10 protein-coding genes are annotated in these 12,726 nt (G+C 49.1%); 1 reads left to right on the top strand and 9 read right to left on the bottom strand.

Annotated features, from left to right (window positions below; translation table 11 throughout):
• Positions 1-11: 11 nt before the first annotated feature.
• From AAC022_RS16625 to AAC022_RS16605, 5 genes are all read right to left on the bottom strand, one after another.
• Positions 12-1,625: a HEAT repeat domain-containing protein gene (locus AAC022_RS16625; protein WP_339732782.1), complete on the bottom strand. Its 1,614-nt coding sequence runs from the start codon at positions 1,623-1,625 to the stop codon at positions 12-14.
• A 251-nt stretch (positions 1,626-1,876) separates the two neighbouring features.
• Entirely contained in the window at positions 1,877-2,713 is an 837-nt protein-coding gene (locus tag AAC022_RS16620; protein ID WP_339732779.1) for a sugar phosphate isomerase/epimerase family protein, read from the bottom strand.
• A gap of 100 nt (positions 2,714-2,813) precedes the next feature.
• On the bottom strand, positions 2,814-3,470 hold the full coding sequence (locus tag AAC022_RS16615) for a DUF1080 domain-containing protein (RefSeq protein ID WP_339732776.1): 657 nt from the start codon (positions 3,468-3,470) through the stop codon (positions 2,814-2,816).
• Positions 3,471-3,633: 163 nt separating this feature from the next.
• A complete protein-coding gene (locus AAC022_RS16610; protein ID WP_339732773.1) occupies positions 3,634-5,508 on the bottom strand; it encodes a VWA domain-containing protein in 1,875 nt (624 codons plus the stop codon).
• Positions 5,509-5,701: 193 nt separating this feature from the next.
• Complete coding sequence (locus AAC022_RS16605; protein WP_339732771.1) at positions 5,702-7,639, bottom strand: vWA domain-containing protein; 1,938 nt, start codon at positions 7,637-7,639, stop codon at positions 5,702-5,704.
• Between the two features lie 428 nt (positions 7,640-8,067).
• Here AAC022_RS16605 and AAC022_RS16600 point away from each other — a divergent pair, with 428 nt between their 5' ends.
• Positions 8,068-8,637 (top strand): DUF456 domain-containing protein, encoded by a 570-nt coding sequence (locus tag AAC022_RS16600; RefSeq protein ID WP_339732770.1) that lies wholly within the window; start codon positions 8,068-8,070, stop codon positions 8,635-8,637.
• A 116-nt stretch (positions 8,638-8,753) separates the two neighbouring features.
• Here AAC022_RS16600 and AAC022_RS16595 read toward each other — a convergent pair whose 3' ends face one another.
• The 4 genes from AAC022_RS16595 to AAC022_RS16580 all read right to left on the bottom strand — a co-directional run bounded on the left by AAC022_RS16595 (position 8,754) and on the right by AAC022_RS16580 (position 12,379).
• Entirely contained in the window at positions 8,754-9,197 is a 444-nt protein-coding gene (locus tag AAC022_RS16595; RefSeq protein ID WP_339732768.1) for a carboxypeptidase-like regulatory domain-containing protein, read from the bottom strand.
• Between the two features lie 174 nt (positions 9,198-9,371).
• Entirely contained in the window at positions 9,372-10,346 is a 975-nt protein-coding gene (locus AAC022_RS16590) for a DUF1559 domain-containing protein (RefSeq protein WP_339732766.1), read from the bottom strand.
• A 574-nt stretch (positions 10,347-10,920) separates the two neighbouring features.
• Positions 10,921-11,364: a hypothetical protein gene (locus tag AAC022_RS16585; RefSeq protein ID WP_339732765.1), complete on the bottom strand. Its 444-nt coding sequence runs from the start codon at positions 11,362-11,364 to the stop codon at positions 10,921-10,923.
• A gap of 67 nt (positions 11,365-11,431) precedes the next feature.
• On the bottom strand, positions 11,432-12,379 hold the full coding sequence (locus AAC022_RS16580; protein ID WP_339732764.1) for a DUF1559 domain-containing protein: 948 nt from the start codon (positions 12,377-12,379) through the stop codon (positions 11,432-11,434).
• Positions 12,380-12,726: the final 347 nt, after the last annotated feature.

Below are 12,726 nucleotides of genomic sequence, written 5' to 3'. Positions count from 1 at the left end.
ATTCCATCACGTTATGAGCTACCGGGGCTCTCTGAATTTCGGTGTACTTTGAGTGCCTTGACGGCGATGTCACGGATGCGTGCATTCTCATCGGTGATCAGAGTCACCAGCGCCTGTTTGGCTTCGGGGGCTGTCATTGGCGCCAGGATTTCGGCACTGGTTCTGCGTACCAGATCATCAGGATCTTCCAGCAGTGCACCCAGTGCGGGAATGAGCTGGTGATGCAAATTCAGGGCGTGGGCACAACGGGCGGCCAGGATACGCCGTTTTCTTAACGGATGCGCCATGGCCCGGCTGAATTCCAGAAGGCAGCTTGGATTCAGCTTCTGTACTAACTTGCCTACGGAGGGACAGACCTGGGAATTAAACTCTTCAAAATGCTCCAGTACATACTCAACATCGAAACTGGAAAGTTCTGCTCGGGCGGCTGCTCTGACTTCTTCGATCGGACTGTCGATTTTATCGACCAGCAGGTTGATCGCATCGGGTACATGCTGCGCACGGAGCTGACAGGTGGCCCAGGCCTGCTGAACCGGGTCTTCCGAGTCGAGACTCTGCAATACCATTTCTGTGACTTCGGTGGTATCCAGATTCCGTAAGATTCCGATGGCTGCTTCTTTAGCAGCCGGTGTTCCATTCTGCAGCATCCATTTCTGCGCCTGTTTTTTGCTGCCAAAATCCAATTCCAGTAGACTGATCAACCGGATGACTGCGGTCTGCAAGACTTGGGGAATCTTGTTGAAATCCTGTCTTTCGGCGAGTAGCCAGACCATCTTACCGATCTGCTTGAAGTTGGTATGCTGCAGGTCTGAAACGCGCTCCGGAAGCCAGCGGAGTAGATGTGCGATGAACTCGGGGTCTTCCCGCTCGGAAATGGCTTCGAGGGCTTTCGGGTTCGGGTAATTGACTTCCGTAAAATCGCAGATCAATTGCATGACCCCGATGTGTTTACTATTCTTCAAAACCTGTTCTACAAGTTCTCTGGTTTCATCACTGGAATGCCACAATATTTTACGGATTGCGGGATCACCCACATTTCCCAGGATTAGCAGGCTTTCCACAATTTCCTCAGGACGATCCAACTCGCTCAGATGCTCGGCAGCGGCCGCGAGGGCGTTCAAATTATCGCGTCGAATGTTTTGCGCGTTTCTGAGGAACGTTCGAGAGTAAACCGAATCGACCGAAGTATCCAGAAAATACTCGTAGAGTTTGCTGACCAGATACCGCAGGGTTTGTGAGACCAGATCCGGCTGATGGTTGACCAGGCGTTTATTTTCATACAACGTGACCAGCGAAGGAATCTGTCTGAAATCGCTGGTGATACGCACAAATTCCAGGCCGCAGTATTGTAGTTCGCGGTTTCCATGCAGCAGGCATTGTTTGATGGCAGAATCTAACGCGTTGGATTCTGTTTCCAACAGTTTGCGGATCCCGGTAGTATGGGTGGCATAGCGTCGAATGACTTCGACCAGTCCCCGGGTGCTTTGTTGTCCCAGCAAAGCAGAAACGGCCAGCTCTCGGATCTCCTGTTCTTCGACGTCCAAAGCCAGAATTAACGCATTGACTGCGTGTGAATTTCTGCTTTGCGCCAACAATTCGAATGTTTTAGAGATCGAAGAGGTCATGCCAGCTTAAGATCGAAAAAAGAGTGGGGTGCTTCATAGGAATCAGGGCGTACTCTGTACGCAGTTGGTAGTCTTTCCTTCAACGTAAATACAGAGTCCTGAGCGACTCGTTCATCGGCCCTCTTCTCTCTTTATCGTAAACAGGAGACGGAGGACTGGAACGGGACTGACCTAGTTGGTGCAACTGGTACAATCAGTACTGCCGGGAGAACGGGTAAAGACTGCGGCGAGTCGATATCTGACTCCGCGGTTCAGTCCGCTTCTGAGAACTGTTTCAGATACTGGAACGACTCTCGGACCACATCCGGGGCGATATGGCTATGACGACTCAATTCCACGTGGATGCCACCTGTGAAATTGATAGATCGCAGGCCCGACATGACATCAGAAAAATCAATGTCCCCTTCGCCGAAACGCAAATGATCGTGCACACCATGTACCATGTCTTCAATGTGAATATTGAAAATGCGGTCGCCCCAGGGCTGGATGAACTGACTGATGGGCGTCTCTCCCATACAGTGCAAATGCCCGATATCGACGGTCAGACCAAAACAGGGATGATCCACAAGTGCCGTCAAGTCTGCGAAATCACGGAGGGTTTCAATCAGCATGCCTGGTTCAGGTTCGAAAGCCAGGCGAACCTGTTTCTCCACTGCGTAGTCGATGACTTCCCGGCAGCCTTCAGCCAATCGTGCCAGGGCTTGTTCGCGGGAGAGGTCCTGTTTGAGTTGTCCTGCCCAGAACGAAACGGCGTCCGATTTGAGGACAGCGGCGAGATCGATGCAGCGTTTCAAAAAATCGATACGAGTGGCGCGTTCGTCGGTGGTGGTACTGAGCAGAGTCGGCTCATGCTTGGCGCGGGGATTCAGTAAAAAACGGGCGCCAGTTTCGATCACAGACGATAGCTGATATTCATCGAGCAAAGTCTGCATCTGTTCTAAATGCTGGGGGAGATCAGACGAGAAGGGATTGAGACAATAGTGATCCACGGTGATTGCGACAGACTGATAACCGGTTTCGGCGATCAATCGGATGGCGTCGTCCCAGCGATGAAAGGCCAGGCCATTGGTATTGTATCCCAGTTTCACTTGTTGGCTCTTTACACGGATTCAAAGTTCAAGAAGAAAAAAAGCCCTCGATCAAGACGATGAGGGCTCATCACAGACATTGCATGTAATGCCGCCGCGGTTAGTCGGCCAGTGGTTTGACGCGAATGTTTTTATAATACACAACACTCTTGGGATCGTGGGCCTGCAGAGCAAAGCTTCCTTTTTCTCCCAGAGACGGGGAACCTTTTGCGCCTTCTGGCTCGGTGTAGTCGACGACGGTTTCGCCGTTAATTTTAATCACCACATTACGCCCTTTGACGATGATGTGCTGTGTCCACCATTCATTGTCTTTGGCGGGCGTTTTAAACAGCTTCACTCGGTTGTAAACGCTGCCTGTTTTGACGGGGTCCTTGTGAGTCACATTGACCTGTGATTCATAACCCTGAGTCGGCCAACCTTTTTCCTGAAATTTGGTGTGGAAGAAAATACCGGAGTTGCTGCCTGGTGTGGTTTTGACGTCAGCTTTGAACTCGAAGTTCTTGAACTCTTTATCGGTGAAGAGATGTGATCGCTCGCCTGTGACGATGATCGTGCCATCTTTGACTTCCCAGGGACCCTCTTCGGCAATTTGCCAGCCAGTGAGATCTTTGCCGTTAAACAAGCTGATCCAACCTTCTTCGGTCTCGGTGTTTTTTTCACCAGAGTAGACAGTGCTTCCCAAGAGAGAAGAAACCAATAGAGCGGCCATGATTCCAGTGAAGGCATTGAAATAGTTCGTCGCGCGGTGCATCTTCATCGTGTTGAAAACTCCTGAAAGTGAGTGTTGAGATTTGGAATGTGTTCTATTTCTATATGCTACGCAGTCAACGCATCCTGTAAAAGTAAACAGGGCACTTCCCCGAACTTTTTCAGGAAAGTGCCCTCATTTGACTTAAGGATCTTAAGTAATTCAACATGATTTATAGCTTGGGAAGTTTGATTTCTTTCCCGACTTTACTGTACCTCGGATCTCGGAATCCTTCGTCAAATTGCATTCCAAATCCGCCGTTCAGTTCATACTGAGCCCGTTGTGCCCAAGGGGTTCCTGGATGCTCTTTGATCACAAGCTTGTACTGTGTCTCTGCTTTTTTCAGTTGTTCGTTCAGTTTTTCTACATTAACTTTGGTCAGCTTAACCTGGACGGGATCGGGAGGCAGTATCTTTTTAACGCGTCTGACATTCCATTCATTGTTCTTTTTCTCTTTGAGAGGCGGCATGTTTTTGGCATGCTGATCCATGGCCAGACAATACTGGAACAACCGTACGCGATACGCCTGGCACTGCGCCAAAGTTAAATCATAAGCGGCTCGCCAGCGAGGCGATTTTTCCTGTGCCCGCAACGGTTTGATCGATTCAAGAATGTCAACAGCTTTCTGCAGTAATCCCATCGCGCGGATCGCTTTGGGAACTTCTTTGCTGCCGATATCGTAAAACTCTTTCTTCTTGACGGGATAATGATGTTCTCTGATATTCAACTGCTTGTCCAGATGAGGATTGAGTGTGACAATCACTTTCCAGATTGCCGTGCGAAACTTACTGGCACTGCGGGTCGCGTCGTATTCTCGTCGCGACATGAGCAGAGGCTGGTATTCTTTCATGTCCTGAAAACGGAACTGTCGTGCCTCATCTTTACCTGCACCGGATAAGCGTGCTTCCTTCCCCGGTAAGACAAAGAAGATCCCGCCGGTTTCACGGGCAATGCGAACTTGCTCATACGGGCCAAAGCCAGCAGAAAAGGAATCCCAACGACCATGGAGGCCATCATACTGTAATGATTCGGGAAACGCGGTTTCCGGTCCTCGATTAATCTGAATCCAGTGATCCAGACCATAGACTTTGTCCCTCCAGATCTGGCGTGCATAGGGATAACCAAAGACAGATTCGCGTCCCAAAATGTAGATCGGAGTCTTGAGGCGTTTGGCACGGGTGATGACCTCTTCGACGGCGGCACCATCATCGCCTGATTCATCCGTCACCAGAACAATACACAGTCTGCGGTCGGTCTTGCGTGCCATGACGGTATATTTATCAATGGTGGCAGCGATGGTCTGGCACATATTCTCTTTGCCGGATTCATCAATGGGAATTTTCGTAATGGCTTCCTGAACGTCTTTCAGGTCAGTGGTCGGTTTGGCGGTATGTACGTGGACTCCGGCACCGTAACTGAGAATGGCTGTTTGTAATGTCTGATCACGAGCGCGGGTCTTGGCTTCCTGCTTGACGGCAATCCCCAGTTCGCCATAAATTTTATTGAAGTTGTCACGGATTTCTTTCTGGTCATCTTTCATACTGCCCGATTCATCGAACAGCCAGACCACTAGAATTTTTTCTTCACGCATGATACGGATGAGTTCTTTGGAGATCCGGCTCATGGCGGTGCCATAACCCGCGACTACGGCACCCACTTCACCGGTGACTTCACCAACACCCAGATCTTCGCCAAGGATATCATCACCGGGGGCGGTAATTTCACCCGCTGTAATTTTGATTTCAGGCTCTTTCAGACTTTCCGATTTTTCAATTTTCTGCGAGGAGATTGCGGGAGCCGTCGATGCACCGACATTGGTGGAAACCGTGCCACCAGGTGTGACGCTCAGGTTTTCAGAGACCGACAGTTCTGTTTCCAGAACCTGTTCAAACTCGGCTTGATCGCGTTCATCGTCGAAGATGGTTTCGATCGCGACTTCCGGTTCATTTTCGGTAAGATGATGATGGATCATTCCCATCGCAAACAAAATGACTGCATGTACAATCAAAGATGTGAAAAACGCTGAATAGTCGCGCGCTCGAGCCATCAGTAGAATCCCCCTTGCCATTTTTCATCGCGTGAGCGAATCAAAATGAGTGCCTGTTTTATCTCAACATCATAATGATATTGATCCGTTGATAGATAAGTTGAAATGTATGCGGAACTGGAACCAGCTGCAGGTAATCAGAGTGTCCGTTCCTTAAAATATGATCAGGTCTGTCATCACAATATATGATCACTCAGATTTTGAGTGGTTTGTTGGTATCAGCGCCCCGTTTTTTGAGTGCTGCATCTCTCTTACGACGTTCTTCTTCAAAACGTGGGTTTGGTGTTCTGACGCGATTCCCCTGCGGGTCCAGGTTCACCTTCATTTCCTTCCATTCCCACCCGAGTGGCTGATTCAATTCTTTGGCAGCCAGAAAAGCCCAGGGAGTTCCCGGATGCTCATCAATAATGCCGTTCAGTAGCTCGGTGGCCTGTTTGCTCAATTTCCGTACGGATGGGCTGGAGCGCACATCTTTAGCGGGCACCAGTTTCCAGGCATTATTGTCTTTATTCTTGTTGTCTTTATTCTCGAATGATTTTGGGCTACTTTTCATTTCTGCCAAAACGGTATTGTAACCATAGGCTCGCACACGGGTTGCCAACACGCGCCCCAAAGCCAGATCGTAGTTGGCGCGCCACCGTGGTTCGGTAATTTTCTTGCGGTCTTTCAACCCCAGCTCCAGCATGATCTGCAGCTCGTTCAAACCGTAGTCGAATTCTGTAACCGGTTTTTGAGCCGCCGTGATTGCCTGTCGGAGCACATTGTCCGAGTTCGCAGGAAAATTCAGGGTAGGCGTCGGTAATTTGCGTTTCGAAAACTGCGTTGCTGCTGCGGTTTTGACGAGTGCTGCTTTTGCCGCATTGCCTTCGAGTTTTCTCTGATAGTCACGAATCGCAACATAATCGGGGTGATAGTTCCGCATGTCGGCGGGATTAAATTTGGCACCCAGGGCATCTTCTGTAATGAAATAAATTCCGTTGGTTTCTGCACACAAACGGGTGAGGCCATACGGACCATAGCCTGAAGTTAACCGGCTGGCATCGTAGCCGTTCTGTCCCCAGAAAGGCAGTTTGATCCGCTCGGGCATTACCGTTTCCGGTCCGGTGTCAGAAATCGCGTCGACTTTTATTCCTGGTTCAATTTCAAAATCTTTAATAATCACTTCACGTCGGCCGAAGGGAGATGCGTTTCCGACGACATAACATTTAATGCCGTTTCGCTTGGTGAGCATGATGGCCTCTTCCAGATTCTGCATATCGGAACCTGCTTCATCGGTCACGATGATCACCATCATGTTGCGGCGGCCCTGTTTTTTGTAAGAGAGCCAGCGTTTGGAAACCATACTCACCGCTGCAAAAACATTTTCGTCTCCGCTTGTATCTTCTTTGATCGAACGAATCTGTGAGACGACTTCTTTGATATCGCTTACTGGGTCTTTCGTGACGAACTTGGTCGTTGCACCAAAGGCGGCGACCGCGGTTTTTAGCGAGCTCTGATCTTCAACTACGTCCAGAATGCCCAGCTGTTTATACACGTTTTCAAACCGGTCGGCGATTTCATTGCGGCGTTTGCTCACCGAAGGGGAAACATCAAACAACCAGACGACGAGTAATTTCTTTTCTTTGGCGGCTGCGGCAATTTCCAGAGTCAAACGGTCGATGGCTCCTGCGACACCTCCTTCGGGACGGTCTGTTTCACCGGTGACTTCGACAGACGCCATCAATTCTTCTTTGGCGGGCTGAGTCAACTCGTCATTAAAGATCGGCTCCGGAGTTTCGATTTCACTTTCCAGCTGATTCTGCATCGCTTCCTGCTGTTCGCGCGATGTCTGTGGCGCGGCTGCCATCGAAGGGGACAGGATCTCTGAATCGCCGGTGCTGCCAACCACATCCTGGATGGTCGGATCGATGGCGAACACGTTCTGATCCAACTCTTCGATCGATGAGATAATCGCATGCTCGGAATCGAGCAGCGTAATCCGTGTAATACTTGCCAGAACAAGCAGGATTAACAAATGCACGCCCAAGCTGATAAACCAGGCCGGCACTTCCTTCATGTTCATCCAGTTGTGGGGTTCAACGTCTACAATTTCGTCAACATGAACGTCCCTGGCGGAATTGACAATACTCACGGCCTGCTCCTTGGATTAGACTGAAATAGGCGCTTGCTCAGCAGCTCACTTTGGTCTGCTGACTCTGATCAGTAGTAAATCGGGCGCAAATCACCCCTGTTTGACATCAAACGTCATTGATGATTATAAGAATTTTCGTCCATCAATGGCGTATCAAACTTGGAATTTTACCCCTGAATTGAGACAAATACAATCATTGCCTGTCCCATTGGTCGAAAAACATGTCCAGGCGCACACTGTTTTGCGAAGTTCTGGACTATTTCGACCTATTTGAATAACCTCAAAATGTGGTTCAACATTCGTCTTTTTTTTGCATTCCGCAATAATTCATCACCGTTTACGAAGATCAATTACGTTCGACACTGTGAAACCATAAACTGGTTTCTTTCCAATGGTGGATGCAAAACCCTTTCTTCAGGCGATCCTAAATGTCTTTTGAGTGGCTCTATGACTGGCTTCCGGTCACTTTTTATTACTTGATGGCAACGTTGTTGCTGCTGGCAAATCTGACAGCCTGGGGCTCGATTCTGTTTCTAGTGCCCGGTAACTGGGTCATGGTACTTCTGTCTGCGCTGTTTTATGCCTTCATGCCTGGAGAGAATGGGATCTCGCTGACGGTGTTGCTGATCGCGGTGGCGCTCGCCGGTCTTGGCGAACTGGTTGAAATGCTGGGAGGGTCCGCGGGAGCGGCCAAAAAAGGGGCCAGCCGTCGGGCTATGATTCTTTCTCTGTTGGGCACGTTCCTGCTAAGTGTGATCGGGGCCATGGTCGGCACTCCGTTCCTGCCACCTTTAGGAACGGTCATCGGCGCCGTTTTAGGGGGAAGTGTGGGGGCTTACATTGGCGCGTATCTGGGTGAAGTCTGGAAAGGGAACGCGTCGGTTGATCGTCTCGAAATCGGACGAGCCGCGTTTATCGGCCGAATTCTAGGTGTCGTTGGAAAGATGGCCATCGGTGTGGTGATTCTGGTGATGATCACCGTCGATTCCTTTATCTGACTAATCTTGTAATCAGATAAAGGAATCAACAAAAAAAGTTGCTCGCACAATCGTCGTTACGAGAATCAAGCCAACATCGCAGAGTAGACATCGCAGAGTAGAATCAGAGGTCTTCTTTAACCAGCGTCTTTCAGGTCAAACGTGAATTCATTGGAATCCGCTTTGACTTCTACCTTAAGTGGGCTGGCATTATTTTCTCGAAACTTCTTCGGAATGTTCTTGAACGTTTTGGGCGCGGTCGCGGGTTGACCAGGTTCCGGCGGAACCGGATCGGGGTCAGGGGGGACAATCGTGACGGTATAAGTTCCGAGGACCACATTCGGAATCGTCACCTTCCCGTCAGCGGTCAAGACACCGCCTCCTCCTTCTCCTGTTTCCGGGTTTTCCAGATTTACCATGCCTTCCGTAACGGGCGCGCCTCCGGAAAGAATGGTCAGCTGAATGTCACTGCGTGGTTTCTCAGCGCCAGGTGTGTGGCTGCATCCGGGTGATACCACAGAACCCAGAGCCAGAATCAAAGAGAAGAGATAAAATTGATATTGTTTCAGTGCGTAATGCATGAATGATCCTTTGGGATGTAAAAGCGACAGTAAGGGTGTATTCGCAGACTGATGCGATCTGCAAGGACGCGAAACATAAAATTTGCTTGCAAGAGGAATTGGAATTCGAGTGCCACAAAAGAAACTCCGACAGGTTGCAGTCGGAGTTTCTTTGTGAGGCTGTACTTCCTCAAATTAGAATTCGCCGATGACCTGGCCATCGTCTCGCACGGAAAGCTGTCGTAACGTGTCCATGCTGATATTATCAGAGATGAATCGAACCGCGCCATCGGTCAGCAAGGCATGAATTCCCCCGACATGGAATGAATTCAGCACTGTGTTGACTTCGTATTCCGAACTGGCACTGGAGGGAGCACCGGACTTCCAATAGGCGTTGGGAGGATATCGTACGGTTGTCATGCCGCCGAGATATCCATTGACTGAACCGAGAGAAGTCAGGCTTGTGCCAGCCTCCATCTGTTCGCCGGAGTTGTTGACCCAGCCATGCCAGCCTCCCAGAGGATTGGCACTGTTTTCGACTCCCCCGACATTCCCGGACTGCTCGGCGACGATAATTGTATTGCTCGAACCATCCGTGCAATCGCGCATCCGACGTGCGAAATAAACGGTCAGCATTCCGTTATTACAATACGTCCCGCCACTGACAATATTCGCTGCCGTACAGACAGTCGTGCGACCGGCAGGGTCAGGTGTAGCGCCCGTAATTCCGACATAGTCATGGACCATACTCTCACGAGAGAGTGGAATATCGGCGTTGACCATTCCATGGGGACTGGAAGGGCAAACATATCCGGGCACTCGTAACGTGGTCAAGACCGGTTGCAAACCGGAGTGCGCCCAGAAGCTGCTGTTAAAACTAATCTGATTGTACGCCGGTGCCTGATCAAAGTAGGGCAGCAGGCCCACGCGCCAGTTAGGACCCCGACTGTTTTTCAATCCGCCAATGGGAAAAGTTGTAAAGGCGTCGAGGTAATTGTGCATTGCCAGACCAATCTGTTTCAAATTGTTCTTGCATTGTGACCTGCGGGCTGCTTCCCGCGCCTGTTGCACTGCCGGCAACAGTAACGCAATCAAGATCGCGATAATGGCGATGACAACCAGTAATTCAATCAGTGTGAAACCACGCTTGTGTAGTGCCTGAATTCTCATAAGTTTCTCTCGCAAAAACAAAAAAAAGATCTAGTAAACGCAATAAATAAAGAGCGCGCATTAATTCCAGCTTCCCGGTGAGATCATCGTGATCTGGAAGAAATTGGAACGGGGGTTGAATGGAAACCCATTCAAAATGTGTTGCAGGAGAAGTTTGGCTGGAATGAATGTGAGGCAGGACGTCACTAATAAATGCCAAGGTCTATATTAGTGAGGGCTTATACTAAATACAACTTATTTATGAGGCGGCATGTATCAGTTTCTGAGAATTCCCTGCTCATGGAACACTGTATAGGTGAATGAGGTTTCAGTACTTGTGTTAGCTGGTGTCGACGAAAGCAGAAGCCACTTCCAGGCAGTTCCCCCATTTTTCAGTAGAGGTAGAGAGAGTAAGGGGCCTGACAGAACGTCGTTCCTTTTGTTGATATTTGAATGGGGCTCTACGCTTCAATTGCGGTCTGCGCTTGTCGCTACGATACAAAAGGGTTTTGTGATATGTGTGTAAAAAGAGGTGACTACCTTCGCAAAAGTAATCACCTCTTCAACAGGAAACACAGCTGATTGTCTCTCTCAATTATTCCAGATTAAAATTGATTTCGTTGTCGCCTGCTTTGACCTCGGCAGTCAGTCCGGATGTCTTGGGACTCATCCCATATTTTTCCGGAATCAGTGAAAGGTCCACATTGGCTTCCGCCGATTCTGCGGGAAGTTCAGACGTATCTTTTTCTGAAATGATCATCACCTTATGGCTGCCAATCGTGGCGCCGTCACCTTTGGAATAGGTGGTCAGCGTGTAAGTACCATCTGCCTGAATCTCACCCGCCGCCGCTTTACCAGTGCCATCAGGTATGAATGTCACCGAGCCGGCAGGCAATGGTTTTCCCAGGTAGGTCACGGTTCCATGTACTTCTCCGGTGGGAAGTTGGTCCGAATTACTGGAACAACCAACCAGGGTTTGCAGTGATAGGAGAACGCCCCAAAACAACAACTGATTTGTGAATGTCAAAGTTTTGTTCATAAAGATTCCATATGGAAAAAGAGTCTGGTTACATTGTTTTATGATCACACTGAGCGAGGCGCGCTGTTTAAAACTCGCCTACAACTTCACCCGTTCCCCGGGTTGCCAGTGACTTCAGTAGATCCAGACTCAAGCTTTCAGAGAGGAACCGGACGCTGCCATCGCAGAGCAGCATATGTGTGCCTCCTACGTGCTGGCTACGCCAGCCGACACCGTATTGAGAATGGTTGCCGGAACCAATTGGATATTGAACGAGTTTGGTGTCGATCATCAGGTAACCATCGGCTCCTGGAGGACTCCCATAAGCATACGTCGCCCAGGTCCAGGGAACGATATCATCCCAGCCCCCTTTTCCACCGCTCCAGCCGATGTAGCTGGATAATTCTCCCAGCAGAAACGTATTCGTAGTGCCATCAGTAATGTCACGAAATCGCGTTTTATGTCGCGGGTAGAGCACTCCCGACGTAGCATAATGGCGGCTGGAATTAGAGCCATTCACAAAGCCGACATCAACAGAACCTCCATTGCCCCGGTAATGCAGCGAACCATCATTGCCCGGGTTGCCTCCCCAGCTTGTGGAAAAATCTGTCGATCGCTCTCCAATTTCTGAGGAAGGACAGATGAAGACGGTAATGGGATCAGTAAAGATACTGTCGTCTCCGTTATGTGGAGCAGTGGTGAACCGGTAGGGCATCAGGTTAGTCATCTCGCCCATCGAACCGATGGCATTGTAGCGGGGAGCCTGATCGATATAGGGCAGAATCCGTGCTGCCCAGCCGGAAATATAGCCCGCGGTATCAAAATAGCCTGTTGGCATCATCGAAAAATTGTCATGGTAATTGTGAAACGCCAGCCCTAATTGCTTCAGATTATTTTTACACTGGGATCGTCGCGCTGCTTCTCGAGCCTGTTGGACGGCGGGTAGCAGCAATGCAATCAGAATCGCAATAATGGCAATCACGACTAGAAGTTCAATCAGCGTAAAACCACGTTTCCTTTGGTTTAAATCGTTCATCAAATTCACTCGCTAAAAAAAGAAGGATGAGCATAAAGACGTACAACAAAATATGAATTATCTGTATACATGTCAGTAAGTCATTCATGAGAAGAAATACTGTTTTTTCGTTCGAATTGATTGCGAGGCGGCTCAGCAGAAATGTTAAGAGAGCAGGTAATATCTTAATAATATTGTTTAAACAACACAACTTTTTAATGAATATTTATAAATTATTTCACAAACAAAAATTAGTGGCACTGTATCGTTCTAACCGCTTTTTATATAGGTACTTACTTGTCAAAGTCAGCTTTAGAATTCATCAGGATCCGCGGAAGAATTCAGTCGAGTCAAATAGAAGAGAAACG

Origin of the sequence: uncultured Gimesia sp. (genome assembly GCF_963976445.1) — a bacterium.
Lineage (GTDB): Bacteria > Planctomycetota > Planctomycetia > Planctomycetales > Planctomycetaceae > Gimesia.
This window is presented reverse-complemented; position numbering and strand designations above follow the sequence as displayed.

Bases quoted from the DNA above. Each gene is read 5' to 3' on its own strand.
- AAC022_RS16585 (WP_339732765.1), bottom strand. From the start codon at position 11,364: ATGAACAAAACTTTGACATTCACAAATCAGTTGTTGTTTTGGGGCGTT.
- AAC022_RS16615 (WP_339732776.1), bottom strand. From the start codon at position 3,470: ATGAAGATGCACCGCGCGACGAACTATTTCAATGCCTTCACTGGAATC.
- AAC022_RS16580 (WP_339732764.1), bottom strand. From the start codon at position 12,379: ATGAACGATTTAAACCAAAGGAAACGTGGTTTTACGCTGATTGAACTT.
- AAC022_RS16590 (WP_339732766.1), bottom strand. From the start codon at position 10,346: ATGAGAATTCAGGCACTACACAAGCGTGGTTTCACACTGATTGAATTA.
- AAC022_RS16600 (WP_339732770.1), top strand. From the start codon at position 8,068: ATGTCTTTTGAGTGGCTCTATGACTGGCTTCCGGTCACTTTTTATTAC.
- AAC022_RS16625 (WP_339732782.1), bottom strand. From the start codon at position 1,625: ATGACCTCTTCGATCTCTAAAACATTCGAATTGTTGGCGCAAAGCAGA.
- AAC022_RS16595 (WP_339732768.1), bottom strand. From the start codon at position 9,197: ATGCATTACGCACTGAAACAATATCAATTTTATCTCTTCTCTTTGATT.
- AAC022_RS16610 (WP_339732773.1), bottom strand. From the start codon at position 5,508: ATGGCTCGAGCGCGCGACTATTCAGCGTTTTTCACATCTTTGATTGTA.